Origin of the sequence: Helcobacillus massiliensis (assembly GCF_014191425.1) — a bacterium.
Taxonomy (GTDB): Bacteria; Actinomycetota; Actinomycetes; order Actinomycetales; family Dermabacteraceae; genus Helcobacillus; species Helcobacillus massiliensis.
Window position 1 is genome coordinate 31,557 of sequence record NZ_JACHWP010000006.1, and the last position, 25,228, is coordinate 56,784.

Sequence of the window (25,228 nt, forward strand, 5' to 3'; positions counted from 1 at the left end):
CGTGAGCAACGCCATTGATGTCTCCGTGGTGGTCTGTGTGCGCAACGGAGCGGCCACGATTCAGCGACAATTGGACGCGCTTGATGCGCAGATCGAGCATCCGCCGTTCGAAGTGGTCGTTGTGGACAATGGGTCAGCCGACGGCACCGCTGACCTCGTTCGACAGTGGGTCGGCCAACCGGTGCATGCGGCCGAGCGGATCACCCTGGTGTCATCCGGCTCCGCACCGAGCATCCCTCACGCGCGCAATATCGGGGTGCTCGAGTGCTCGGGACGGGTCATCGCGTTCTGTAACGCCGACGATGCAGTGCGGCCGCACTGGGTGGCAGCGATGTCAGCAGCTGTGACAAGCAGAGAGTTGGTCGGCGGTCGCCTCGTTCTGTGGAACACGGCCGGCGAACGAGTCCACAAGGAATTCGGGTCGGGGTTGGTTGCGACTTCCTACTTGCCCACAGTGGTCGGAGCGAACTGTGCGGTTGCACGGTCAACCCTTCTGGCTGTGGGCGGGTTCGATGAGTCCCTGCCTCCCTACGGGTTCGACGACGTTGACTTCTCCTGGCGTGTCCAGGAAGCGGGGTTCCCGCTGGTCTACGCACCTGGAGCCGAGGTGGACTTCACCCTTTCCGACACAGCCGCGAGTGTGCGCAAACGTTTCCTGCTGGGGCAGGGACGGGTTCTGATGGCTCACCGGTATCCGCGGTACGACTCAGCGCGCTACACCCCATGGACCACTGTTCGCGAGCTTCTGCAGTCGGCCGGAGCTCTGGCAGACGGCCTCGTCCGACATCGGTCCCTCGACAGACAGACAGCATCGACGGTCATCGCGAATGCGGGGCGCACATACGCAGCCATGCGCCACCGTGTGACGGGTCTTCCTTCTCGTAGGCTGATTCCGGAGCAGAATCGGTGACGATGGCGAGCGCCCCCACGATCGCGATCGCCGCGAACAACGGCGACATCGGCGGCGGTGAGGTCATGCTTCTCGCCATCGCTGAAGCACTCCGGGAGATCGGGCACCGCCCGCTGGTCCTCGGGCCGACGGAGCCCTCCGAGATCATCGACGCCGCCGCTGACCGCGGATTCGCGACCCACGCGATCCCCGCGTCCTCCCGCCCCGCATATATGGTCGGCCTCGCGCTGTGGCGTCTGCGGAACCGCCGCTCCGGGGGCCGGGCTCTGCCCCTGTGGTGCAACGGGCTCGTGCCGTCGCTCGCCACCGTCGGCCAGGGGCCCCGCCTGCTCGAACTGCATGCCCTGCCCGCCGGCGTCAACCGCTTCGCCGCTGCGGTGGCGCTGGCCGACTCCGCCCCGCTCGTGGTCCCGTCCCGCTTCATGAAGACACGTTTCCCGCGTGCCCGAGTGCTGTGGAACTGGGTGGAGGATCCCGGCTTCGCGCCGGCGCGGGACGGTGGCGCGGGAGAGCAGCCGAACGTGCCGGATCCCGGCGCCCCCATTCGCATCGGCTTCCTCGGCCGGCTCACCCGCGACAAGGGCGTCGACGTCCTCCTGCACGCCTTCCGGACCGTCCAGCAGCAGAGCCCCCGCCCAGTCGAGCTCGTGCTCGGCGGGGAGAACCGCTTCGGCACCAGCGAGGACGACCGCGTCATCCAGGGCCTCATCGACCACACCGAGGACGTGCGCGTCCTCGGCTGGGTGCCGCGCGGGGAGCTGTTCGCCCAGGTGGACCTGTGCGTGTTCCCGTCGAGGGCGGAGGAGACGTTCGGCCTCGTCGTCGCGGAGGCGATGGCGGCGGGGATGCCGTTCATCATCAGTGACGCGGGTGCTCTTCCAGAAGTGGCCGGTCCCGAGCACCCCTTCAGGGCACGAAACGGTAACGATTCCGACCTGGCGCGGGTTATCCTGAAGGCGATCGACGAGCTCGGCGATGACCATGCATCGCTTCTGCGCAGGGCCCGCCGGAGGTACGAGGAGGACTTCTCACCAGAGGCGGGCACCCGCCGGCTTCGAGAGCTCCTGACCGACCTGACATGGGCGAGGAGCGGCTGAGCGCCGATGACCCCCACACCGACCATCGCCATAGCGAGCAATGCCGGCACCATCAGCGGTGCGGAGACGATGCTGCTCGCCATCGCCGACGGCATGCGAGTCCTCGGCCACCGCCCCCTGGTGATCGGCCCCGCCTCCCCCTCCGAGCTCGTGGACCGCGCAGCCGCACACGGCTTCGACACCCACCCCGTGCCCGCCGCCACAACGCGCGCCTACCAGCGCGGGCTCGCCGCCTGGCGCCTGCGCAACCTCCGCATCCCCCTCTGGTGCAACGGCCCCGTGCCGGCCGCCGCCACCATCGGGATGGGGCGCCGCATCATTGAGATGCAGGACCTGCCGGTCACGATGTCCGGGGCCCAGGCGCGCATCGTCACCGTCGGAGCAGACCGCGTCATCGTCCCCTCCGCCTTCATGGCGGCCCGCATCCCCGGCGGCCACGTGATGATGAACTGGACGGAGGACCTGCCGTTCATGCCGCGGGAGCTGCCGGCCGACGGCCCCCTCACCCTCGGCTTCATGGGCCGCCTCACGCCCGAGAAGGGTCTCGATGTCCTCCTGGACGCCGTCCACATCCTGAACGACCGCCTCGGCGGCGACTACCGGCTCGTCATCGCCGGTGACGACATCGGCGACGACGCCGACTTCCGCTCCCTGCAGCGACAGCTGAGCGCCCTCGGTGACCGGGTGGAACTCGCCGGGCGCCTCAGCCGGGAGGAGTTCCGCACGCGCGTGGACCTCGCTGTGATCCCCTCAGTCGCACCCGAATCGTTCGGCCTGGTCGCGGCCGAAGCCCTCGCCATGGGTCTGCCGGTCGTCGTCTCCGACGCCGGCGCCCTGCCCGAGGTGATGGGGGAGATGCACCCGTGGATCGCCCGATCCGGTGACGCCTCCGCCCTCGCCGACGCCATCCGCGGCGCCGTCAGCGCCACCCCCGTCCAGCACACGGCGATGGTGCAGGAGGGCCGCGACCGCTGGGAGGAGATGTTCTCCCCGCGCGCCGGCCACCGCCGCCTCCGCCGCCTCCTCCTCAACCCCGGAATAGCGCATGTCTGATCCCACCGCACGAGCCGCCCACCGCGACCGCGTCGACGCGCCCGTCGCCTCCGTCATCGTCCCCTCCTACCGAGGCGCGGACCGCGTGCCCGCCCTCCTCGACTCCCTCGCGGCCCAGCAGGACGGCACGCCGCCGTTCGAGGTGATCGTGGTGGTCGACGGCGTGGACGACGGCACCCCCGCGATCGTCGATGCCGAGACCCGCATCGATGCCCGCGCCATCGTGTTCCCCGAGAACCGCGGACGGGTCGCCGCCCTGAACGCCGGCTTCGATGCAGCCCGCGGTGATGTCCTCATCCGCTGCGATGACGATCTCGTCGTCCCGCCCGGCTACATCAGTGCTCATGTCCGCGCCCACGTCGGGGAAGGGGAGTGCGCCGCGGTGGGCCTGACCCGCGACATCCACAACGACTCCGCCTACGCCCGCGCCTACGGCCGAGCCGCCGCCGTGGCCTCCGCTCGCCGCGCCGGCGCCCTTCCCGCGGACCAGCGCTGGACCCTGTGGGCCGCCAGCTGTTCCGTGCCCCGCGCCGTCCACGACCGTCTTGGCGGCTACTCCAGCGCGTACACCTCCTACGGATGGGAAGACATCGACTACGGGTGGCGCTTGCACGACGCCGGCATCCCCATCGTCATCGCCGGTGGAGCCGACGCCGAGCATCACGGGCCCGCCCGCTCCGCAGCGGCGCGGTCCGCGAAGGCGTTCGACTCCGGCAGCGCCCGCGCTCTGTTCCACCGGCGGCATCCGTCGGCCCCGCTGCCCACCCCGACCACCCCGCCGGGCCTGTGGGGAAGGGCTGTGGACCTCGCGGCCCGCACGATGCGCCGCGGCCCCGGCGCCCTGCCCGCAATGGCCGACCGCGCAGCCCGCGTTCTGCCCGCGCCGGTCGCGCGCAAAATCATCGCCGTCAGTGTGGAGGGCGCCGCCCTCGCCGGCCATCGGCATGCTGAGCGCACCGCCCTGGCAACCACCGATCACGCCGGGGCCCGCCGCCCCCGCATCGCCATCGCCCACGACTACCTCACCCAGCGCGGCGGCGCCGAACGCCTCGTGCTGTCGATCGTGCGCGCCTTCCCCGACGCCGAGGTCCACACCCTCTTCTACGAACCGGACCAGACCTACCCCGAATACCGTGACGTCAGGATCCGCACGTCCCCGCTGAACGGCATCGGACTGTTCCGCCGCGATCCGCGCCTCGCCCTGCCGCTGCTCGCACCGGCCGCCTCCGCCCTGCGGATCGACGCCGACCTCGTCATCGCCTCCTCCTCCGGCTGGGCGCACGCGTTCGGCCGCACCGGCGCCATGGCCGTGTACTGCCACAGCCCCGCCCGCTGGCTGTACGTGGCCGATGACTACCTCGGCTCCGCCGGCCGCCTCTCCCCGCAGCGCCTCGCCCTCGCCGTCCTCACCGCCCCGCTGAAGGCGTGGGACCAGCGCGCCGCCCGCGCCGCGGACACCTACCGCGGCAACTCCACGGTGGTGCGTGAGCGCATCCGCCGCGTCTACGGCATCGACGCCCCCACCCTGTTCCCGCCGTTCTCCCCGTCCGTCGCCGACGGTGAGCAGACTATGCCCGCCGGCGTCACCGGCTGGGGTGAGGACGGCGGCCACTACCTCGTGGTGTCCCGCCTGCAGCCCTACAAGCACGTGGACCGCGTCATCGCGGCGTTCCGCGACACCCCGGAGCGCCGCCTCATCGTGATCGGCCGCGGCCCCCTCCGCGACCAGCTGCGCTCCGACGCGCCCGCGAACGTCCGCCTCCTCGAAGACCTCACCGACGCCGAGATGCGCTGGGCGTACGCCCACGCCCGCGCCCTCATCGCCGCCAGTCACGAGGACTTCGGCCTCACCCCCCTCGAAGCGGGAGCGCACGGCATCCCCACCATCGCGCTGCGCGCCGGCGGCTATCTCGACACGATCCGCGAAGGCACCAACGGCCTGTTCTTCGACGCCCCCGTCCCCGCCGATATCCGCGACGCCGTGGACCGGTTCGAGCAGCACCCGCCGTTCGGGGCCGACGGGATCCGCGCCCACGCCGAGACCTTCTCCGAAGAGCGGTTCATCCGCGAACTCCACAGACTCGCCGACCAGCTCGCCCCCTCCAGCACCCCCTGACCAGAGAATCAGACCGACAGAAGGAACAGCTATGCACATTGCGATCACCGGAGGCGCCGGCTTCATCGGCCGTCACGTTGCCGCCCAGCTCGTCGATGCAGGGCACACCGTCATCGCCCTGGACAGTCTGCTCGACCAGGTCCACGCAGACCCCATGGCTGATGCTGATGCCTTTCCCGGCAGGGTCGTGAAGGGGGACATCCTCGACGAGTCAGCCTGGGCTGAGCTCGGTGAAGCGGAAGGGCTCATCCACCTGGCGGCGGAGACCGGTACCGGCCAGTCCATGTACGAACAGGACCGGTACCGGCGCGTGAACGTGGACGGCACTCGGCGGGCAGCGCAGTTCGCCGTGGAGCACGACATCCCGATCGTGTCCCTGAGCTCTCGTGCCGTGTATGGCGAGGGCCGCACATTGTGGCCCGACCGGGGGATCGTCTTCGGCGAGCGCCGGGGCCCCGGCGCCGTCGCCGAGGCCTCCCGGGAGAGCGATGAGCACCACCCAGTCTCCGTGTACGGTGAGACCAAGTCGGAGGCGGAGGCAGTCCTCTCCAAGACCACCGCGAACCGCGTCCCTTCCGCGATCATCCGCCCCCAGAACGTCATCGGGTACGGCCAGGCCCTCCATAACCCGTACACCGGCGTACTCGCGGCGTTCCTGGCCCGCCTGCGTGAGGGCCGGGCGATCTCCATCTATGGTGACGGTCTGCAGACACGGGACTTCGTCCACGTGAGCGATGTGGCCCGGGTGATCGCCTGGGCACTGCAGCACTGCGCCGACACCGGGGAGGACATTGTGGTCAACACCGGAAGCGGCGAGCGCATCACTCTGTTGGACCTCGCCCATTTCGCCATCGACGCCTCTGGGCGCACCGACGTAGCGATCGAACACGTGGATGTGGAGCGCGCCGGCGACATCCAGGATGCGGCTGCTGACCTCACCCGTCTGCGCGAGCTCGGCGGTCCGATGCCCGCTGTGAGCCCCCGGGACGCGGTCGCCGACTTCATCCAGTCGTCCTGGCAGCAGCCCGGTGCTGACTCGACGGTGTGGGATGATGCGCTCGATGAACTGCAGGACAAGGGGCTCACCTCGTGAGAGGGGCACGACTGCTGATCCTCAGCCCCGCCTTCCACGACTACGATCGGGCGTTCAGCGCCGCATTCGAGCAGCTGGGCTACCAGGTCATGGTGCACCTCTATGACCACAACGCCACTGTCGCAGCGAAGGCGCGAACCAAGCTCCTGCACGAACTCCCGGAGAGGCTCGGAAGGGACACCACCGAACAGCGCACGCGAGCTATCACCGACTCGGCGATCCGTGCGCTCCGTTCTGTGAAGCCTCAGGCTGTCCTCGTGATCAAAGGGGACGTCCTCGCCGACGATGTCTGGTCGGAGCTGGACGCCATGGGGATCCCCCGGGCACTTTGGCTCTATGACGAACTCCGCCGTACCCGGTGGGACCGCAGCGCCCTTGCCGGCATCCCCTTTGTGGCGAGCTACTCCGCTCATGACACCGATGAGCTGCGGGAAGCGGGGATGAACGCCCATCATGTGCCGTTGGGGTTCGACCATCTGATGCAGGTGCGGCCGGCAGGTACTCGGACGGGGGAGTTCACCTTCATTGGTGCGCGGTATCCGAACCGGGAGACGGTGATGACCCGCCTCGCGGATGCGGGGATCCCCGTGCGGGTCTACGGCCGTGACTGGTCCAAGGACCCCCGTGATGTGCTGCGGACCTGGGGCTCTTCCCGCCCTGCCCTGCCATGGGGACGCGATCTCCGGCGCGCTGACGCCTACCAGGTGATGCGGGACGGTGCGGCGACCCTGAACATCCACGGCGACCAGGACGGCTTCACCATGCGCACCTTCGAAGCGTGCGGTGTGGGAGCCGTTCAGATCATCGACCGAGCGGACGTCGAGGGCCTGTACGAACCGGGCCGCGAACTGCTGGTCGCCAGCAGTGCAGACGAAGCAGTGGATCAGGCGCAGCGCATCGTCACCGACCCCTCCTGGGCCCGCACGATCAGAGAAGCCGGCAAGCGCCGGACCCTTGCCGAGCACACCCTTGTCCACCGAGCCGAACAGCTCGCCGCCGCATTCACCTGCTGAGAAGGGGGCCACGATGTCCGCTCTGATGAACCGTCTGGTCAATGCACCCGCATCACTGCGCTGGCACACAGGTGCACTGCTGACCCGCGCCCTGTACAGACGCGCCTTCGCCGCCATTGGGGAAGGAACGGTCATCGCTTCCCCACGGCGTCTCACCGGAACCGATCGCATCAGCATCGGATCGCGCGGGGCCGTCTACGAAGGTGTATGGCTCGGAAGTGAGGGGGCCCCCTTGCGGATCGGGGATGACGTGTACATCGGGCATGACGTCCACATCCACGCACTCAGTCCGGTGACGATTGGGAACAGATGCATGTTTGCCGATGGGGTCTTCATCAACAGTGGTGACCACGACCGCAGGGATCGTTCTCAAGTGCGTCCCACGGGCCCCATCACCATCGGCGACGGAGTCTTCCTCGGTCAGCGTGTCATCGTCCTCGGCGGCGTCACCATCGGTGCGGGAGCAACCGTCGGCGCCGGTGCGGTGGTGACCCGCGACGTCCCCGCCGGCGCTGTGGTGGCTGGAGTTCCTGCGCGCCCGATCGGCTGATTCCCCACGGCCTCGACCACACGGTAGGGTAAAGCGTGCGAAACGACGTGATGACGACCGAGGAGGAGGTGCTGATGAGCACGGTCGACGCGACTCGCGCCGCCACAGTGCAGCCGACCGCCTCACGGGGTCGCTGCATCTACCGCATCGTCCAGGTCACCGCCGACCTCATCGGCCTCGGCCTTGCCCTCCTCATCGCCTATCTCATCCGCCAGTCCGTCCCCGGTGTGGAGCACGCCAACGACCTCTCCAACCATCTTGGGGACGGTGTGTGGGCGCTCGCCCTCGGATGGCTCATCGCCATCGCGCTGATGGGCGGCTACAACCCCCGCTTCGCCACCACCGGCACCGAGATCTACTCCGCGATCCTGCGCGCCACCGTGGTGGCCGCCGGCTTCTCCGGCATCGCCCTGTTCCTCACCGGGCAGCCGCTGAGCCGCGTGTTCTTCACGATCTTCTTCATGATCGGGCCGGTGTTCCTCCTGGCCAGCCGGTTCGTGATCCGCCGCGTCATCAACGGGATGCGCGCCCGCGGGCACCTGCAGTCCCGTGTGGTGCTGGTCGGATCCATGCCGCACGTGGATGCGATCGCCCGCACCATCACCCGCGAGACCTGGCTCGGGTATGACATCGTCGGCGCCATCACTCCACCGCACGACCCGCGCCGCCGCTCCCGCCTCGGCATCGACGCCCTCGGCACCACCGACCACCTCGCCGACATCGTCCGCGAGCACCGCCCCTCCGTGCTGCTGTTCACCGCCGGCTCCATGATGACCAGTGACGAGTTCCGCCGCATCGCCTGGGACCTCGAAGCGTTCGACCTCGACGTCATCGTGGTGCCGGGCATGAGTGAGATCGCAGCGGACCGCGTCATGATGCGCCCCGTTGCGGGCCTGCCGCTCGTGCACCTGGAGCCGCCGCGCGCCCGCGCCTCCCTCAGCTGGTCCAAGCGCGCCTTCGACATCGTCTCCACCGCCGCCGGCCTGATCCTCATCTCCCCGCTGCTGCTCGCCATCGCGCTCGCGGTGAAGCTCGGCGACGGCGGTCCCGTCCTCTTCACCCAGCAGCGCGTGGGCCGCGACGGGCAGCTGTTCAGCTTCCTGAAGTTCCGCTCCATGGTGCCGGACGCGGAGAAGGTGCGCGCCCAGATGCTGGAGAACGCCGACCGCGACCGCGGCAACGCCGTCATGTTCAAGATGGCCGAAGATCCGCGCATCACCCGCGTGGGCCGTGTTCTGCGCCGCTACTCCCTGGATGAGCTGCCGCAGCTGTGGAACGTGCTGCGCGGCGACATGTCCCTCATCGGGCCGCGCCCCGCACTGCCCAGCGAGGTCGAGTCGTACCACGACGATGCGCACCGGCGCCTGTCGGTGCGGCCCGGCATCACCGGCCTGTGGCAGGTCAGCGGCCGCTCCGACCTCTCCTGGGACGAGACGGTCCGCCTCGACCTGTTCTACGTGGACAACTGGTCGTTCGCACAGGACATGTCGATCCTGGTCCGCACGGTCCGCGCTGTCATCGCCTCCGAAGGGGCGTACTGATGAGCACCCGGCCCGCCTCCCTGAGCGCCCGCCTGCGCATTCTCGGCGCGCTCATTCTGCTCGCGACCGTCGTCGCCGTCGGCTCGCTCCTCACCACGGCGGACGGCTGGGGCGTGAACCGGCTGAACGTCGCCGTCTGGCAGGCACTGCTGGGGCCCGTCGGCCTCACTCGGTTCATCACCCCGGAGGCCTTCGCCGCTCTCATGAACATCGTGCTGTTCATCCCGATCGGCTTCGCCCTCCATCTGCTGATCCGCACCCGCTGGTGGATCCTCGCCCTCGCGATGGCGTCCATCGCGGTCGAGACGTATCAGTTCTCCATGGGCACCCGCATCGCCAGCATCGGCGACGTCGTCACCAACACCCTCGGCGGCGCCATCGGCGTCCTCACCGGCCGGGCGGTGGTGCAGCGCGCGCTCAGGACCGGCGCCGCACCATCTGCAGCAGGCGCCGCCCACCGCGCCGCAGACGATCCAGCCATTCCTGCCGCACCTCACGGTCGCTCGGCTGATGCCCCAGGCGCAGAGCGAGATGGTCACGATTGATATGAGCCGCGCTCCACGCCACCGCCAGCTTTCCGCGCACACCGCGCGCGTCCTGAAGCCGCGCCGACCACACCTCCGTGGGGTTCGCGCCGGAGATCACCGCATCCCACAGGTGGAAGTCCTGCATGCTGCGGGCGCGCTCGCGCCGCACCCCGTCGCCCTCATCGGTGAGGACCAGCAGCGCCGCCAGGCCCTGCAGCTCACCGGCGCGCGCCTCCAGCGCCGCCCGCTCCTGCGCGGTCGCGGAGGTCCACGTGCGGTCGAAGTCGTGCTCGGCCTTCGGGCCGTCGGAGCGCGCCGCATGCATCAGCAGCAGCAGGGCCTGGTCGCTGCGGCTCGGCACCTGCACGGTGCGGCCGCCCAGGTCCATGCCGTCGCGCTGGGCCCACAGGGCCGTGAACACGTCGGCCGCCTCGGCGGCGAGACCGGGGTAGGAGCGGTGCAGATCGGTGGTGCCCCACACCGGGTGGTACAGCGTTGCCGCGTGAGCGAACACGGAGCCCTGCTCGAAGCTGGTGCGCATCTCCCACCCGGTCGCCTTCATGGCGGCGAGGTACGCCGCCACATGCGCGGGCCGAACCAGGACGTCGCAGTCCGAGGAGACGCCGCGGCCCTCCGCCAGCTCCGGGTGGATGGCGCTGCCCTTGATGTGCAGGACGTCCGCGCCGCAGCCGTCGGCGAGGTCCTGCAGCAGCGCGTGCGTGATGCGCAGGCGCGGCTCCACCGGTGCGTTGGTCGACAGCTCCTCCATGCCGCCCATGCTACTGCCCGCCCGACCACCGAGGATGGTGACCGATGCTGAGGATCGACGGCTTCGTCCAGCACTACGCCTGGGGATCCACCGATGTTCTGCCCCAGTTCCTGTCCCGCCCCGCCGACGGGCAGCCGTGGGCGGAGATCTGGTTCGGCGCGCACCCGCTCGCCCCCTCCACCATCGCCGACGGCGCCCGCGGCCTGGACGCGGTCATCGCCGCCGCCCCGCGCCGCATGCTCGGCGACTCCGTGATGCGCGCCTTCGGGCCCGCTCTGCCGTTCCTGCTGAAGCTCATCGCCCCCGCGCAGCCGCTGTCCCTGCAGGTGCACCCGTCGAAGGAGCACGCGCAGGAGTCGTTCGCGGCGGAGAACGCCGCCGGCATCCCCCTCGACTCGGGCGACCGCAACTACCGCGATGCCAACCACAAGCCCGAAATGCTGATGGCGCTCACCCCGTTCGAGGCCCTCTGCGGATTCCGCACCCCCCGCAAAGCCCTCTCCATCGTGCGGGGGCTGGACACGCCCCTGTCGGAGCAGCTGACGCAGCTGATCACGGAGCACCCGTCGGCCCACGGGATGCGCGCCGCCTTCCGCCGCCTGGTCACGCCGGCGCTGTCCCCGTCGGCCGAGGAGGTGGGGGCGCTCGCGGAGGCCTGCCGACGGAGGCTGGACAGTGGAGAGTCGCCGTCCCCGCGCATCGATGCGACCGTGTCGACCCTGCAGGCTGTGCACCCGGGGGACCCGGGGGTGGCGGCGGCGCTGCTGATGAACCCGGTGTCGCTGCAGCCGGGGGAGGCGATGTTCGTGCCCGACGGCATCATCCACTCCTACCAGTCCGGTCTCGGCATCGAGATCATGGCCTCCAGCGACAATGTTCTGCGCGCCGGCCTCACCTCGAAGAAGGTGGATGCGAACGAACTGCTGCAGTGCGCGTCGGTGGCGGCGGCGCCGCCGATCCGCATCGGCCCGGAGCAGCTGACGGAGAACACCGCCGCGTACTTCTCCCCGATCGACGACTTCGAACTGTCCATCACCACGCTGCCGGACGGCGCCAGCTTCTACCCGTCGATCCGGGTGCCGGGGCAGGGGCCGCGGATCCTGCTGTGCATCGAGGGCGATGTGCTGCTGCAGAGCGACTCCGGTCGAGCCCGTGTCCGTCCCGGCGACGCCGTGTTCGTCAGCGCTGATGATGGCGCGGTGTCGGTGGGTGGTCACGGCCGGATCGTGCAGGCGAGCGTGCCGTGATGAACGACCGTGCTGCCATCGATGACCGCGCTGCGCCCGGCGGGGGAGTGCGCTACCGTGCCCGCCCGTTCGGCTTCGACATCGACCCCGGCGGTGAGGAGGCCTGGGTGGGGATCTTCCCCTCCGGGCCCTACACCCATGTCAACGCGGCGGCGCTGCTGCTGCTGATGACGCTCGAGGAGGCGGAGGAGGCCCTCACGGCCGACGAGGTCGCTGACCGGATGCGCCGCGACATGCCCGATATGCCGTCCCATGCCGCCGAGCAGCTGCGCACTGTGCTGGAGGAGTTCGCCGCCGACGGGCTGGTGGACACCGCATGAGCACGACCCCCGCGCCGCTGCACCTGGAGGTCGCGGACCTGCCGGTGGTGCTGCGCTTCGCGCCCGCCGCCGAGCCCGACCGCGGCACCGCCGCGATCGCCGCGCAGCTCGCCGAGCTGTGGGAGCCGCTGGTCACACGCTCGCCGCGAGATCCCGCACCCGCCGGCATCACCCTGCGGGTCGGCATCACCGGCGAAACCGGCGACGACGCCGACGGCGCGGACACGATCCAGCTGCCGCCGAACTTCGCCGATTCCTCCTACATCGTCTCCGGCCGCGTCACCACCGCCCTCATCGAACACCTCATCGGCGAGCGGCTGCTCCTGCACGCCGGCGCGGTCGACCTGCCGGGCGTGGGCATCGTGATGGTCACCGGCGCCTCCGGCGCGGGTAAGTCCACCGCCACCACGGTCCTCGCCGCCAGCGGCGGCTACATCACCGACGAGCTCACCATCCTTGACCCGCGCTCCCTGCAGATCGACGCCTACCCGAAGCCCCTCTCGCACGTGTACACGATCGACGGGGCCAGAATCGGCAAGCGCGACTTCACCATGGCGGAGGTCGGCATCGACCGGGTGCTGACCGGCCGCGTCGGCGCGCCGTCCGTGTTCCTCCTGGTGAACCGCGATCAGGACGCCGACGGCGTCACGTTCGAGACGATGCGCATGGTGGAGGCGGTTGCGGAGATCAGCGGTCAGTCCTCCTCGATCTGGTTGATCCCGAACCCGCTCGGCACCCTGGTGCGCCTGCTGCAGCAGACCGGCGGCCTGCTGCGCGCCACCTACGCCGAGTCTGCGGACCTGCCGGCCGCGCTGGCGGAGCACCTGCGCGGACCCGATGACGCACCGGCAGACGCCCCGACCGGGGCGTCATTCGAGTGCGACATCGTGGACCCGCCGGCGCATCTGCGGCCGGCCGAGGCACCGGACCCGTCGGTCCTTGGTAGCGACTCCGCTGCGGGCACCGCCGGGGCTCCGCTGCGCTTGCTGCCCTTCCACCAGGCGGTGTGGACAGCCGACGGCTGCGTGGTCCTCACCGGCGGCGACGCCCCCACGGCCGTGGTGCTGGAAGGCCTCAGCGCGCTCCTGTGGAGCCTGCTGCTGGAGGCCGACGAGGACGCCGACGCCCCCGCTGATCTCACCGAGGCGGACCTGCTGGCGCTGCTGCGCGCCGAGATCGGCGACCACCCCGACTCCGAGACGATCCTCGCCGAGGTGCTCGCGCTGCTGCGCAGCCACGCGCTGCTGGTGTAAGCGGAACTACTCGGCGCTTGCCGGATCTGCCGCGGAGGCGGCCGTGGCCTGCCCCTCCTCCAGTTGCGCGCGGATGTCCTGCACGAACTCGATGACGGTGTCCGACCCGGCGACAGGCCCGCCGGCGAGGTAGTCGTCCGCGCCGAGCAGCACCGCGGAGGGGCGGCCCATGAGGTCCATCATCTGGCCGATCTCGTTGTCCGGGTCGTACGCGTCGAGTCCGTCGAGGTGCTGCGCGGTCCCCTCATCCATCCCGCCGGGATCCGTCGGCAGCACCGCCAGCACCCGAACCAGCGGATGCAGCTGCTCGGACCACTCCCGGATCATCGGCATCAGTCGCACGCACGGCCCGCAACCCGGGTTGAGGAAGATCAGCAGCAGCGCCTGCGTCTGCGTCAGGGTCCGCAGCGGCGGCCGCGTCCCGTCCGGCATCGTCAAGGCGACGTACGGAGTGGGGAGGCGCACGTAGTCGCCGAGCTCGGCATCCGGGTCGTCACCGCTGTGCGCGCCAGGCGCAGCAGCCCCCGTCGGCCCGCCGTTCGCGCTCGGCCCCGTCGGCGCCTCACCGGCGAGGCGGTTGCTCGACCCGGCAATCAGCACCGCCACCGCGGCCGACGCGCCCACGACCGCGGCCAGCACGATCGCCGCCGACGGCGCCACCGACGCCAGCAGACCCGGCGCGGCACCCAGCCATGCCGCACCACCGGCCACCACGGCGATCGCCGACAGCAGCACATTGCGCACCAGCGTCCCGCTCGTCACCTCCGGGGAACCGAGCGTGCCGAAGCAGGAGCAGGAGACGGCATCGCCGCGCCGCAGCGCCCCCGCGATCACCGCGGTGAACGCCGCCATCAGCACCAGCGCGAGGCCCGCACCCGCGACGGCGACCCACCGCACCGGCACCCACAGCGCCGCCGCGGCCACCAGCTCCAGCACCGGCACCGCCACCGCGATCACCGGGTGCAGGGGCCGCGCCGGGATCCGCAGGGAGATCAGCGCCGAACGCGTCCCCGGCAGGTCCAGCAGCTTCGCCGCGCCGGACAGGGCGAACACGAAGCTCAGCAGCATGCCGAACCCGGCGGCGCTCGCCATCGCGGCGCTCGCGACGGCAGTGCCCGTCATCGCGGCGCTCGTCATGCGCGGCGGCCCGCGCGGATCAGCGCGTCAGCGAGCGCGGTGGCGGCGGCGTCGATCTCGTCGGCCACGCGGGAGAACACCCCCGGATCCTTCCGGTACGGGTCCTCCACCTCCATGACCTCGGCGTTGCCGCGCCGCGCCACGGTCTGCACCGCGCTTGCCGGGTCGGGCCCGTCGAGCTCGTCCGCGATCGAGGGCGCCGCGCCCATCAGCACGGTCTTCTTCGCGGCCCGCGGCCACTCTTCGGTGATGAAGCGGCGCTGGCGGCGCGACATCACCAGAATCAGGTCCGCGTCCTGCACATCGAACGCGTCGATCTGGTGGGCGCGGAACCCGTCGGCCCGCATCCCCCTCTTCTCGAGTTCGACCACCATCGCCGGCTCCACCGGGTGCCCCTCCAGAGCGCCGATGCCGGCGGAGGACACGTCGATGCCGGTGCCGGCGAGGCGTTCGCGCAGAACGATCTCGCCGAACGGTGATCGGCAGATGTTTCCAGTGCATACAATCAGGATTCGGCGGACTCCCGTAGCCTGGATCACAGGAGCGCCGGCTGAGGATTCGGCCATGCGCCCAGCCTATTGCACCCGCGTCGCGCCCGCCCCCGCACCCGCTCACGAGGAAGTGAGGAACACGTGACCTCCCACGCCGACATCGACCGCGCCCTCGCCGCCCTCCGCGACGGCTTCGCCAGCGGCATCACCCGGCCCGTTGACGCCCGCCTCGAGCAGCTCGCCCGCCTCCAGCGCGGCATCGAACGCGATGGCGACCTCCTCGCCGACGCCCTCGCAGCCGACCTCGGCAAACCCCGCGCCGAATCCCTCATCACCGAACTCGGCACGCTCACGCAGGAGCTCTCCCACATCCGCCATAACCTGGCGTCCTGGCTGCAGCCCTCCGCGTTCGGCCTCGGCACGCTCCTCATGCCCGCCTCCGGCCACATCCACCGCGAACCCCTCGGCACCGTCCTCGTCATCGCACCGTGGAACTACCCGATGCAGCTCAGCCTCATGCCCGTGATCGGTGCGATCGCCGCCGGCAACACGGTGATGCTGAAGCCGTCGGAGATCACCCCGCACTGCTCCGCCGCCCTCGCCCGCCTCGTCGCCGAGCACATGGACGAGCGCTGGGTGCAGGTGATCGAAGGCGGCATCGACGAGACCACCCACATCCTCCGCCAGCGCTTCGACCACATCGTCTTCACCGGCAACGGCACCGTGGGCCGCGTGGTGGCGCGCGCCGCCGCCGAGCACCTCACCCCCACCACCCTCGAACTCGGCGGCAAGTCACCCGTCTACGTGGACCGCGGCATGGACCTGAAGGCGGTCGCGGCCCGCCTGACCTGGGCGAAGTTCACCAACGCCGGCCAGACCTGCGTGGCCCCCGACTACGTGATGGGCGAAAGCGCCGTCCTCACCGACCTCGCCGACGAGATTCAGCGGCAGATCACGCACATGTACGGCGAGGACCCGCAGACCAGCGGGCAGTACGGCCGCATCGTCAGTGACAAGCAGTTCGACCGCCTCAGCGGCCTCCTCGATGCCTCCCGCGACCGTGTCGTCCACGGCGGCGGCACCGACCGCGCCGACCGCTTCATCGAACCGACTCTGCTGCGGCTCCCGTCGGCCTCCGAGGGCGCCCTCGAGACCCCCATCATGGGCGAGGAGATCTTCGGGCCGCTGCTGCCGCTGATCCCCGTCACCGGCGTCAGCGAAGCGATCGGCATCATCACCAGTGGCGACAAACCGCTCACCGCGATGGTGTTCACCGACGACCCGGAAGTGGAGCGAGCCTTCACCGAGCAGACCTCCAGCGGCTCGCTCGCCGTCAACGTCGCGCTCGCCCACGCGGGCAGTTCGCTGATGCCGTTCGGCGGCGTCGGCGAATCCGGGATGGGCACCTACCACGGCCGCGCCAGCATCGAGGCGCTCACGCACCCGAAACCGGTGGTCAAGAAGCCGCTGAAGCCGGAGACGCTCAGCATGATCTTCCCGCCGTACGGGCGCCGCACCGGCCTGCTCGGCCGGCTGATGGGGGTGCGGCTGCGCCGCCGCTAGTGCGCGGCCTGCTCCTCGGAGGCCGACGGGTTCGCCGTCAGCATCGACGCCGGGATCAGCGCCAGCAGCGCCGCGCAGCCCGCGACCAGCAGCGCGAAGCCCACACCCGCGGTCAGCGCCGCAGCGGGCTCGACGCCGGAGTGCGCCGCGGCCTCGGACCGCAGCGCCATCAGCATCACCATCAGCGCCGTGCCGGCACCGGCCGCCACCTGCTGCAGCGTGCCCACGGCAGCCGATCCGTGCGAGTACAGGTGCGGCGGCAGCGTCCCCAGCGCGGTGGTGAACAGCGGCGTGAACAGCAGCGCCAGCCCCAGGCTCATCACGATGTGCGCGGTGAGCACGTACAGGGTGCCGGTGTCCGTGCTGATCCGCGACAGCGCCAGCAGCGACGCGGCCAGCAGGATCGCGCCGGGGATCACGAGGGGGCGCGGCCCCACCGCGTCGTAGGCGCGGCCAACGGAGCGGGACAGCAGACCCATCAGCAGACCGCCCGGCAGCAGCATCAGCCCCACCTGCAGCGTCTCGTAGCCGAGGGCACGCTGCAGGAACATCGGCAGCAGGATGATCACGCCGAACATGGCGCCCATCGCGAGGATCATGACGATCAGAGCGAGCCGGAACCGCGAATAGGTGAAGGTGCGCAGGTCCAGCAGCGCCGAGTCGGTGCGCTGGAGCTGCAGCTGGCGCCGGATGAACACGGCCAGGGCGAGCACGCCGATCACGAGCGCAATGACCGGGGCGACGGGCAGGGATCCGTCGGCCCGCGGGGCGGCGATGGTGCCGAGCCCGTAGATCAGCCCGCCGAACCCGAACGCCGAGAGGATCACCGAGACGAGGTCGATGCGGGTGCGGCTGGTTTCGGACACGTTCTCCACCCAGCGGGCGCCGGCGGCGAGCATGAGCGCCGCGATCGGCAGGACCACGAGGAACAGGAACCGCCACGGCGCCACCTGCAGCACGAGGCCCGAGATGGTGGGGCCGATCGCGGGTGCCACGGAGATGACGATGGAGATGTTGCCCATGACAGCGCCGCGGCGGTGCGGGGGCACGAGGTTCAGCACGGTGGTCATCAGCAGCGGCATCATGATCGCGGTGCCGGAGGCCTGCACGATGCGGCCCAGCAGCAGCGGGGTGAAGCCGGGGGAGAGGGCGCTGATGGCGGTGCCGGCGGTGAACAGGCCCATGGCCAGCAGGAACACGGTGCGCGTGGTGAGCCGCTGCAGCAGGAAGCCGGTGGTGGGGATGACGATCGCCATCGTCAGCATGAACGCGGTCTGGAGCCACTGCGCGGTGGTCTCCACGATCTGCAGGTCGCCCATGATGTTCGGCAGGGCGACGGACAGGATCGTCTCGTTGAGGATCACCGTGAACGCGGCGACGATCAGCAGGGTGATGACGCGGCGGTTGCGGGCGGTGTCGTCGGGCTGCGCGGGCGCGGCTGCGACGGTTTCGGCTGCGGCGGTCTCGGTTTCGGAGGAGGGGGATTCGTGCACGGGGGAACTCTACGGGCCGACGGGGCCGACGTGTAAGTGCGCGGTGACTGCGGGGTGATGAACGTCCCCGCTGGGCGCGCTCTGCGCTCCTGGTCCACGCGCCCTCCCTGCGCCTGTCAGCGGCACGCTTGTGGACAACTGTCCGCACCGAAGATATGGAAACAAATGTTCTAAGAGGACTTGATCGCGAACGGTTGCCGGGGTAAAATCGAACATAGGTTCGAAGAAGTGGCCTGATCGACGATGATCCGGCCCGGTACTGCTGATGACCGAGGGGGTGAGCGCAGTGTCGCTGCTGGCTATGCCCGACCCGTCCGACGATGACTCCGAGCACTCGGAAGACCGGACCGTGCACCCGCACCCGCACCCGCACCCGCACCCGCACCCGCCGCGGCCGGGCCGGTCAGCGCCCGACAGCACGCCCGAGCCCACGGAGAAGTCAGAACCCAAGTCGGGCAAGCCGCCGACGCCGATCACTCCCCGCCTGCCCATCCGCAGGGACACTCTTGACTCCCGCCTCGAGCAGGCGCGCGGCGGCGAGTTCACGCCCACTCTCGGCCGCCGCTACCGGGAGCTGTGGGATATCCAGGCCGAACGCGCCGCCCTCCAGGTGCGTGAATACCGCGCACTCGCCGGCCTGTGGATGCTGGACCCTGACGCGCGCGGCGCTGCCGTGGGTGATGGCGCAGAAATCGAAGCCGCCCGAGCCGGTGTCGCCATGCGCGACACCGTGCACCGCGCTGAGCGCCGCATCGAGAACGGCCACCGCGCGGTCGTCGGCTTCCCGCAGCTGCTCGACCAATTGGAAATCGGCGCGCTCACCGTGGAGATGTTCGAGTACGTGCTGCGCGTCAGCGACCAGCTCACGATCGAGTCCCTGAACACGGCGGATGAACTGATGCAGGAGTGGGACTTCGGCATGTCCCCGGACTCGTTCCGCCGTGAGGTCCGCCTGCTCGTGCGCTACCTCCTATCCCTCGAAGAAGAGGCGGCGGAAGAAGCTGAGGCGCCGGCGTACAGCGTGCGAGTGGAAGGGCCGGACCCGCAGGCGCCCGGGTCGATGTCGATCGTCATGACCGGTGAGATCCCCGAAATGCTCGGATTCTCCAAACGGCTCGACGAGGCCGCCCGCGCCGTCAAGAAAGCCCAAATCACGGCGCTCAGGGAGAACCGCGACATCCCCTTCGATCCGGACGGTGAGGTTGCCCGGACCGGCGAGCCGATGACCATGGACGAGATCCGCGGCCGCCTCGCCGCCACCGCCGAGTTCAGCACCGACGGTGTCGACATCAACCGCGACCGCTTCCGCCTGAACATCCTCGTGCCCATGATGACCCTCGCCGGCAGGAGCCAGCTGCCCGCCACGATCGACGGCATCACTCCCATCCCCGCGGACTACGCGCGCGAACTCGCCGCCGGCCACGACACCTGGTACCGGCTGCTCACCGACCCGGTGACCGGCACCATCGCTCCCGTCGCCCCCACCCGCTACACCCCGAGCACCGCCATGCTCGAGCACCTGCGCACCCGCAACCCGATCTGCGCCTTCCCCGGCTGCAGCAAACGCACCCACAAGGTCTCCGAAGCCGACCACATCATCGAGTTCGACCACGAAGACCCCCACCGCGGCGGCCGCACCGAACTCGACAACCTGCACCTGCTCTGCCGTCGCCACCACCAGCTGAAGACAGCGAAGCATTGCCGCCCCAGTCGGCGCACAGGAAGCCACCCGCGCCCGTCGGGCAGCGGCACGGCGTCGTCGGCCGGCAGCCGCATCACCGACTGGGACCTCGGGGGAGGGGTCCGCGCCAGCGTGTCCGAGGACCGGGACCTGCTCACCGCCGCCTTCACCACCACGATGTGGAAGGCATGGGAAGTCGAGCAGTACCGCACCGGCAAGAAGATCGGGCCCGCGCCGCCGCCCCCGCAACCGCCCGAATCCAGGACGCCCGAACAGCCCGAACGGCACGCACCGGCCGAGGAGAACAGCGAAGCGGAGCCGACCGAGGAGGCGAAGAAGAACAAACCAGCGAAGCCGAAGGACCCCACGAAGCCGACTGAGGAAGCGACGCCGACGAAACGTGCCCGGCGCACCCCCGTGCCGCCGGAAGAACTCGGCCCGCCGCCGTTCTGACCAGCCCAGCCCCGCGTCTCAGCCCTGCGCGCCCGCGCCCTCCGGCGCGTCGTCCAGGTGCATCCAGTCGTCCGTGCGGGTGCGCCACCACAGCGTCACCGCGCGGGCACCCAGGAACACCACCGTGAACGCCGCCCACAGCAGCGGCAGCCCCACTGGCGCGCCCGACACCTCAGCGAACACCCACGATCCCGCGACCCCGTCGGTCCCACCAGCACCGCCGGCGACGGACGCCGCCCACCAGATCGCCGCAGCGAACGGCAGATACGCGCACATCGTGATCACACCGGCCTTCGCCAGGTACTTCGCGTCGCCCGCGCCCATGAACACACCGTCCAGCACGAACACATACCCCGCCAGCGGCTGCGCCAGAAGGAGCACCACCATCGTCCAGAACAGCACCACCTGCACCTCCGGATCCGGTGTGAACACCCCCGGCACCACGAACACCGCCGCAGCCAGCAGCAGCGACACCACCGCACCGCCCAGCACCGACCAGCGGATCAGCGTTCGCATCACCGTCGTCACCGACGCCCGATCCCGCGCCCCCAAGTACTTCCCCGTCAGCGCCTGCGCGGCAATCGCCAGCGAATCCAGAGCCAACGACGTCAGCATGAACACCGTGTTCATCAGCTGGTGCGCCGCCAGCTGCACATCACCGAGCTTCAGCGCAGCCGCCGTCGTCGCGAGCACCACGATCCGCAGCGTCAGCGTCCGGATGAACAGCCACCGGGCCGACGACCACACCGACCGCACCCCACCCAGATGCGGCCGCAGCGGCGACGCATGCTCCCGGGCACCGCGCACCACGATCACGATGTACGCCGCGGCCATCAGCCACTGGCATACCACCGTGCCGACCGCGGACCCCGCGATGCCGAGATCCAAAGCGAAGATCAGCACCCAGTTCAGCGGAATGTTGGCCACCGCGCCCGCCACCGCAATGATCAGCGTGATCGTCGTGTTCTGCAGGCCGCGCACCAGCCCGCTCGCCGCCTGGATCATCAGCATCGCCGGCAGCCCGAACGCCGAGATCCGCAGATACGTGGTCGCCTCCCGCATGACTGCGTCCGACGGCCCGAACAGTCCCAGCAGCGCCGGGCCGCCCACCACCAGGCCGATGAGGCACACCGCGCCGATCAGCAGCGCCAGCCACGAAGCGTCCACGCCCTTCGCGATGGCGCGGCGCATGTCCCCGGCGCCGACCGCGCGCGCCACATCAGCGGTCGTCGCGTACGCGAGGAAGATCGCGAGGCCCACGATCGTGGTGAGGACAGTGGACGCGAGACCGAGGCCGGCAAGGGACGGCGTGGACACGTACGCCACGAACGCGGAGTCCACGAGCACGAACAGGGGCTCGGCGACGAGGGCGCCGAGAGCGGGCACGGCGAGGCCGAGGATCATGCGGCTGGACGGCGGCGCGGCGACAGGCGCGGGTGAGGCGGGGGAGGCGGGCATGCCGCTCATGGTAACGGCCGACGGGAACCGGGCAGCGAGCCATTCTGCGCGTGTGGAATTGCGCTCACCGACTTCTGTTCATGGGCCCGGAAGGGCGCCGTGTGCGAGGGTAAGAGCAGAGATCGAGCATTCGGGGAGAACACGTGCATCTTCTGTCCCACATCAGCCTGCGCAACCGTCCGTTCACCGCGCTGGTCAGTGTGGTCGTCACCATTCTCGGCATCCTCGCGATGCTCACGATGCGGCAGGAGCTGATCCCGTCGGTGGAGCTGCCGCAGGTGCAGGTGATCGCGACGGAGCCGGGCGCCACCTCGAAGCAGATGCGGGAGCGGGGCGCGCAGCCGATCGAGCAGTCGGTGCAGGCGCTGGAGAACGTGGAGGGCACGTCGTCCACGTCGCAGTCGTCGCTGACCCGCATCACGATCGACCTCGAGTACGGCACGGACGTGGCGCGGTCCGCGAACCAGGTGGAGGCGAACCTCAACCGGATCAAGGACCAGCTGCCGGAGGGCATGGACACGCAGGTGGTGGCCGGCGGTTCCGGTGACATCCCCGCGGGAATCCTCGCCGTGTCCTCTGAGCTGGACCCGGCGGAGCTGAATGCGCGCCTGTCCTCGCAGGTGATCCCGGAGCTGGAGCGGATCGACGGCGTCGCCTCCGTCGTGGTGGTCGGCGGGCCCGAGCGGATCGTCCGCATCACCCCCGACCAGGCGAAGCTCGACGAACACGGCCTCACCACAGGTGACATCCAGAAGGCCATCGACGACAACGGCCTGTCCATCCCCGGCGGGCAGGTGGCCGACGGGTCCCGCACCCTTGACGTGACGGTCGGCGAGAGCATCGATTCGGTCGACAAGCTCAAGGAGATCCCCGTGACCCCGTCGGCCGGTGGCGGCGCGGCGGGCCCCGACGGCCAGCAGGGCCAGCCCGGCCAGGACGGCCAGATGGGTCAGGACGGCCAGCAGGGTCAGGCGGGTCAGGACCCGCAGGCACCCGCTGAGCCGGTCGCGCTGTCCGAGATCGCGAAGGTCGAGGAGACCACGAAGACCGCCGAGAACATCTCGCGCACCAACGGCCGCGACTCCCTCGTCATGATGGTGATGCCGACCTCCGATGCGAACCTCGTGCAGGTGTCCACCGACGTCAACGCGACGATGGACCGCCTGCGCGGCGACATCGGCGGCGACGCTGAGATCTCCACCGTGTTCGACCAGGCGCCGTTCATTCAGCAGTCCATCGCGTCGCTCGCTGAAGAGGGCCTGCTCGGCCTGGTGTTCGCAATCGCGGTGATCCTGCTGTTCCTGCTGGCGATCCGGCCCACGATCGTCACCGCCATCTCGATCCCGCTGTCGCTGCTGATGGCATTCGTCGGGATGATGGTCTCCGGCTACACGCTCAACATGCTGACGATGGCTGCGCTGACCATCTCCATCGGCCGCGTGGTCGACGACTCCATCGTGGTCATCGAGAACATCACCCGCCACCTCGACGAGGGCCCCGAGAAGCCGACGCCGGCGCAGCGGATGCGCGCCATCGGCGTGGCGGTGCGCGAGGTTGGCGGTGCCATCACCGCATCCACCCTCGCCACCGTGCTGGTGTTCCTCCCCGTCGCCGTGGTCAGCGGCATGGCGGGCGAGCTGTTCCGCCCGTTCGCGCTCACCGTCGGCATCGCGATGCTCGCCTCCCTGTTCGTGTCGCTGACGATCGTGCCGGTGCTGGCGTACTGGTTCCTGCGCCCGACGCGCCGCGGGCGGAAGAAGGCGGAACGGGCCGCGCAGAGCGCGCAGGCGGCGGAGACGCCGGAGGGGGCGCCGGCCGACGGCACCCGCCGCGACCCGCTGCTGTCCCGCATCTACCGCGCCGTCCTCGTGTGGACGCAGCGGCACACCATCATCACCGTGGTGCTCGCGCTCGCGGTGCTGGTCGGCACCGGCTTCCTGATGCCGCTGATGAAGATCAACCTGCTGTCCGATTCCGGTCAGAACATGGCCGCCTACTCGCAGACCCTGCCGAACGGCACCAGCCTGGAGGCGACCGGCAAGAAGGCCGCTGAGGTGGAGAAGAAGGTGATGGCTGTTGACGGCGTCGACACCGTGCAGACCACCATCGGCGCCTCCGACTTCGGCATGGGCGGCGCCGCGAACGAGGTGTCCTACTCCATCACCACGGACGTCAAGGCCGACCAGGAGGCTCTGCGCAAGGACATTCTGAAGGCGATGCAGTCCGTGCCGGACGCCGGTGAGATCGAAGAGACCGCCATGGGCGGCCCCACCGGCTCCAACGACGTCACCATCGAGATCTCCGCCGCCACCGCGAAGGAACGTCAGCAGGCGAACGACATCCTCATGAAGGAGCTGACGAAGGGGAAGCTCCCCAGCGGCATCGACCGCGTCACCAGTGACCTCGAAGCGGACCAGCCGACCGCCGTGGTCGCGGTGGATCGGAAGAAGGCCGCTGAGGCGGGCCTGAGCGACTCCGCGATCGTCGGCATGGTGGCGCAGCAGCTGGTGCCGCAGGGCATCGGCACCCTGTCCACGGCCGACGCGGACCTGGAGATCCAGCTCGCCGACCAGAAGAAGGCGGAGACCCTGGAGGATCTGAAGAAGATCGAGATCGCCGGTAAGCCGATCACGGACTTCGCTGAGATCCGCGAGGAGCAGATCCCGCCCACGATCTCTTCGAAGGACAATCAGGACACGGTGACGATCTCCGTGACCCCGTCGGGCGATGACACCCGCGACGCGGTGGCCCGCGCCCAGGCCGCGATCGACGCCACCAAGGACGACCTGCCGGAGACGGCGCGCGCCCAGATCGGCGGCGCCTCCGCCGAGATCGACGACACCTTCACCCAGCTCGGCATCGCGATCCTCGCCGCGATCCTGCTGGTGTACGTGCTGCTGGTGTGGATCTTCAAGTCGCTGATCCAGCCGCTGATCCTGCTGATCTCCATCCCGTTCGCCGCCGTTGGCGCGTTCGGGCTGCTGATCCTCACGCAGGTGCCGCTCGGGCTGCCGTCCATGATCGGCCTGCTGATGCTGGTGGGCATCGTGGTCACCAATGCGATCGTGCTGATCGACCTCGTCAACCAGCGCCGACGCGACGGCATGGGCGTCGAGGAGGCGATCCTAGACGGTGCGCAGAAGCGTCTGCGGCCGATCCTCATGACCGCCGCCGCAACGATCTTCGCGCTGATCCCGATGGCGTTCGGCCTCACGGGTGAAGGCGGCTTCATCTCGCAGCCGCTCGCGGTGGTCGTCATCGGCGGCCTCGTCTCCTCCACGGTCCTCACCCTGGTGATTGTGCCGGTGCTGTACCGCATCACCGAGGGCTTCGGGGAGCGCCGCCGGCTTCGGGAGGCCGACGGGGACGCCACCGCCAGCGGGGCGGACGAGAGCGCACCGGCCGACGGGGCCGCGCACGGCAAGCGGGCGCGGCGGATCGAGGACTGAGCGGGCGGTCCGGC

19 protein-coding genes and 2 pseudogenes are annotated in these 25,228 nt (G+C 70.1%); 16 read left to right on the forward strand and 5 right to left on the reverse strand.

Translation table 11 applies throughout. The features are described 5' to 3' along the window. Position 1 precedes the first annotated feature (1 nt). The 10 genes and pseudogenes from FHX50_RS08920 to FHX50_RS12290 form a co-directional block, all read left to right on the forward strand. The gene (locus tag FHX50_RS08920; RefSeq protein ID WP_183376736.1) at positions 2–910 is read left to right on the forward strand and encodes a glycosyltransferase family 2 protein; all 909 of its coding nucleotides are present in this window, start codon (positions 2–4) and stop codon (positions 908–910) included. Between the two features lie 2 nt (positions 911–912). Next, positions 913–2,007 (forward strand): glycosyltransferase family 4 protein, encoded by a 1,095-nt coding sequence (locus FHX50_RS08925; protein WP_183376738.1) that lies wholly within the window; start codon positions 913–915, stop codon positions 2,005–2,007. A 6-nt stretch (positions 2,008–2,013) separates the two neighbouring features. Then, on the forward strand, positions 2,014–3,060 hold the full coding sequence (locus FHX50_RS08930) for a glycosyltransferase family 4 protein (protein ID WP_183376740.1): 1,047 nt from the start codon (positions 2,014–2,016) through the stop codon (positions 3,058–3,060). Beyond that, a complete protein-coding gene (locus FHX50_RS08935) occupies positions 3,053–5,176 on the forward strand; it encodes a glycosyltransferase (protein WP_183376742.1) in 2,124 nt (707 codons plus the stop codon). Before FHX50_RS08930 ends, FHX50_RS08935 begins: the two co-directional genes overlap by 8 nt. Before the next feature lie 31 nt (positions 5,177–5,207). Next, a complete protein-coding gene (locus FHX50_RS08940; protein ID WP_183376744.1) occupies positions 5,208–6,269 on the forward strand; it encodes an NAD-dependent epimerase/dehydratase family protein in 1,062 nt (353 codons plus the stop codon). After that, positions 6,266–7,282 (forward strand): glycosyltransferase family protein, encoded by a 1,017-nt coding sequence (locus FHX50_RS12375; RefSeq protein ID WP_183376746.1) that lies wholly within the window; start codon positions 6,266–6,268, stop codon positions 7,280–7,282. The genes FHX50_RS08940 and FHX50_RS12375 overlap by 4 nt, the downstream gene beginning before the upstream one ends. A gap of 25 nt (positions 7,283–7,307) precedes the next feature. Then, a pseudogene (locus tag FHX50_RS12455) lies at positions 7,308–7,610 on the forward strand (acyltransferase); the annotation flags it as partial. 45 nt (positions 7,611–7,655) lie between these two features. Then, positions 7,656–7,832 (forward strand): DapH/DapD/GlmU-related protein, encoded by a 177-nt coding sequence (locus FHX50_RS12145; protein ID WP_343064081.1) that lies wholly within the window; start codon positions 7,656–7,658, stop codon positions 7,830–7,832. A gap of 74 nt (positions 7,833–7,906) precedes the next feature. Next, a complete protein-coding gene (locus tag FHX50_RS08955) occupies positions 7,907–9,373 on the forward strand; it encodes a sugar transferase (RefSeq protein WP_183376750.1) in 1,467 nt (488 codons plus the stop codon). Continuing rightward, positions 9,373–9,753: pseudogene (locus tag FHX50_RS12290) on the forward strand (VanZ family protein); the annotation flags it as partial. The gene FHX50_RS08955 and the pseudogene FHX50_RS12290, both read left to right, overlap by 1 nt. A gap of 37 nt (positions 9,754–9,790) precedes the next feature. Here the strand turns inward: FHX50_RS12290 and FHX50_RS08960 are convergent. Next, complete coding sequence (locus FHX50_RS08960) at positions 9,791–10,669, reverse strand: nucleotidyltransferase family protein (RefSeq protein WP_183376752.1); 879 nt, start codon at positions 10,667–10,669, stop codon at positions 9,791–9,793. 44 nt (positions 10,670–10,713) lie between these two features. On the opposite strand from FHX50_RS08960, the gene manA reads away from it, so the two are divergent. From manA to FHX50_RS08975, 3 genes are read left to right on the forward strand one after another with little or no spacing between them, the layout of a single operon-like run. Next, positions 10,714–11,916, forward strand: a complete 1,203-nt coding sequence (manA, locus tag FHX50_RS08965) for a mannose-6-phosphate isomerase, class I (protein WP_183376754.1) — start codon at positions 10,714–10,716, stop codon at positions 11,914–11,916. After that, a complete protein-coding gene (locus tag FHX50_RS08970; RefSeq protein WP_183376756.1) occupies positions 11,916–12,236 on the forward strand; it encodes a hypothetical protein in 321 nt (106 codons plus the stop codon). The genes manA and FHX50_RS08970 overlap by 1 nt, the downstream gene beginning before the upstream one ends. Beyond that, a complete protein-coding gene (locus FHX50_RS08975) occupies positions 12,233–13,489 on the forward strand; it encodes a hypothetical protein (protein WP_183376758.1) in 1,257 nt (418 codons plus the stop codon). Before FHX50_RS08970 ends, FHX50_RS08975 begins: the two co-directional genes overlap by 4 nt. A 6-nt stretch (positions 13,490–13,495) precedes the next feature. Here the strand turns inward: FHX50_RS08975 and FHX50_RS08980 are convergent, their stop codons facing one another. Further along, positions 13,496–14,611: a TlpA family protein disulfide reductase gene (locus FHX50_RS08980; protein ID WP_183376760.1), complete on the reverse strand. Its 1,116-nt coding sequence runs from the start codon at positions 14,609–14,611 to the stop codon at positions 13,496–13,498. 11 nt (positions 14,612–14,622) lie between these two features. Then, the gene (locus FHX50_RS08985) at positions 14,623–15,192 is read right to left on the reverse strand and encodes an arsenate reductase/protein-tyrosine-phosphatase family protein (protein ID WP_183376762.1); all 570 of its coding nucleotides are present in this window, start codon (positions 15,190–15,192) and stop codon (positions 14,623–14,625) included. 12 nt (positions 15,193–15,204) lie between these two features. Here FHX50_RS08985 and FHX50_RS08990 point away from each other — a divergent pair, with 12 nt between their 5' ends. Further along, positions 15,205–16,680 carry an aldehyde dehydrogenase family protein gene (locus FHX50_RS08990; protein ID WP_221187304.1) on the forward strand — a complete coding sequence of 492 codons (1,476 nt, stop codon included), beginning with the start codon at positions 15,205–15,207 and terminating at the stop codon, positions 16,678–16,680. Here the strand turns inward: FHX50_RS08990 and FHX50_RS08995 are convergent. Then, positions 16,677–18,173 (reverse strand): DHA2 family efflux MFS transporter permease subunit, encoded by a 1,497-nt coding sequence (locus FHX50_RS08995; protein WP_183376766.1) that lies wholly within the window; start codon positions 18,171–18,173, stop codon positions 16,677–16,679. The two genes, FHX50_RS08990 and FHX50_RS08995, sit on opposite strands and share 4 nt — an antisense overlap. Before the next feature lie 277 nt (positions 18,174–18,450). Between FHX50_RS08995 and FHX50_RS12380 the strand changes: the two genes are divergently transcribed. Next, positions 18,451–20,307 carry an HNH endonuclease gene (locus FHX50_RS12380; RefSeq protein WP_183376768.1) on the forward strand — a complete coding sequence of 619 codons (1,857 nt, stop codon included), beginning with the start codon at positions 18,451–18,453 and terminating at the stop codon, positions 20,305–20,307. Positions 20,308–20,325: 18 nt separating this feature from the next. Here FHX50_RS12380 and FHX50_RS09005 read toward each other — a convergent pair whose 3' ends face one another. Next, positions 20,326–21,765 (reverse strand): MATE family efflux transporter, encoded by a 1,440-nt coding sequence (locus FHX50_RS09005; protein ID WP_183376770.1) that lies wholly within the window; start codon positions 21,763–21,765, stop codon positions 20,326–20,328. Positions 21,766–21,908: 143 nt separating this feature from the next. Between FHX50_RS09005 and FHX50_RS09010 the strand changes: the two genes are divergently transcribed. Then, on the forward strand, positions 21,909–25,214 hold the full coding sequence (locus tag FHX50_RS09010; protein ID WP_183376772.1) for an efflux RND transporter permease subunit: 3,306 nt from the start codon (positions 21,909–21,911) through the stop codon (positions 25,212–25,214). Positions 25,215–25,228 lie beyond the last annotated feature (14 nt).

Excerpts from the sequence above, each read along its gene's own strand:
- FHX50_RS08960 (WP_183376752.1), bottom strand. The coding sequence starts at position 10,669 with ATGGAGGAGCTGTCGACCAACGCACCGGTGGAGCCGCGCCTGCGCATC.
- FHX50_RS08985 (WP_183376762.1), bottom strand. The coding sequence starts at position 15,192 with ATGGCCGAATCCTCAGCCGGCGCTCCTGTGATCCAGGCTACGGGAGTC.
- FHX50_RS08970 (WP_183376756.1), top strand. The coding sequence starts at position 11,916 with ATGAACGACCGTGCTGCCATCGATGACCGCGCTGCGCCCGGCGGGGGA.
- manA (WP_183376754.1), top strand. The coding sequence starts at position 10,714 with ATGCTGAGGATCGACGGCTTCGTCCAGCACTACGCCTGGGGATCCACC.
- FHX50_RS08955 (WP_183376750.1), top strand. The coding sequence starts at position 7,907 with ATGAGCACGGTCGACGCGACTCGCGCCGCCACAGTGCAGCCGACCGCC.
- FHX50_RS08980 (WP_183376760.1), bottom strand. The coding sequence starts at position 14,611 with ATGACGGGCACTGCCGTCGCGAGCGCCGCGATGGCGAGCGCCGCCGGG.
- FHX50_RS08975 (WP_183376758.1), top strand. The coding sequence starts at position 12,233 with ATGAGCACGACCCCCGCGCCGCTGCACCTGGAGGTCGCGGACCTGCCG.
- FHX50_RS08940 (WP_183376744.1), top strand. The coding sequence starts at position 5,208 with ATGCACATTGCGATCACCGGAGGCGCCGGCTTCATCGGCCGTCACGTT.
- FHX50_RS08935 (WP_183376742.1), top strand. The coding sequence starts at position 3,053 with ATGTCTGATCCCACCGCACGAGCCGCCCACCGCGACCGCGTCGACGCG.
- FHX50_RS08925 (WP_183376738.1), top strand. The coding sequence starts at position 913 with ATGGCGAGCGCCCCCACGATCGCGATCGCCGCGAACAACGGCGACATC.
- FHX50_RS09005 (WP_183376770.1), bottom strand. The coding sequence starts at position 21,765 with ATGCCCGCCTCCCCCGCCTCACCCGCGCCTGTCGCCGCGCCGCCGTCC.
- FHX50_RS08930 (WP_183376740.1), top strand. The coding sequence starts at position 2,014 with ATGACCCCCACACCGACCATCGCCATAGCGAGCAATGCCGGCACCATC.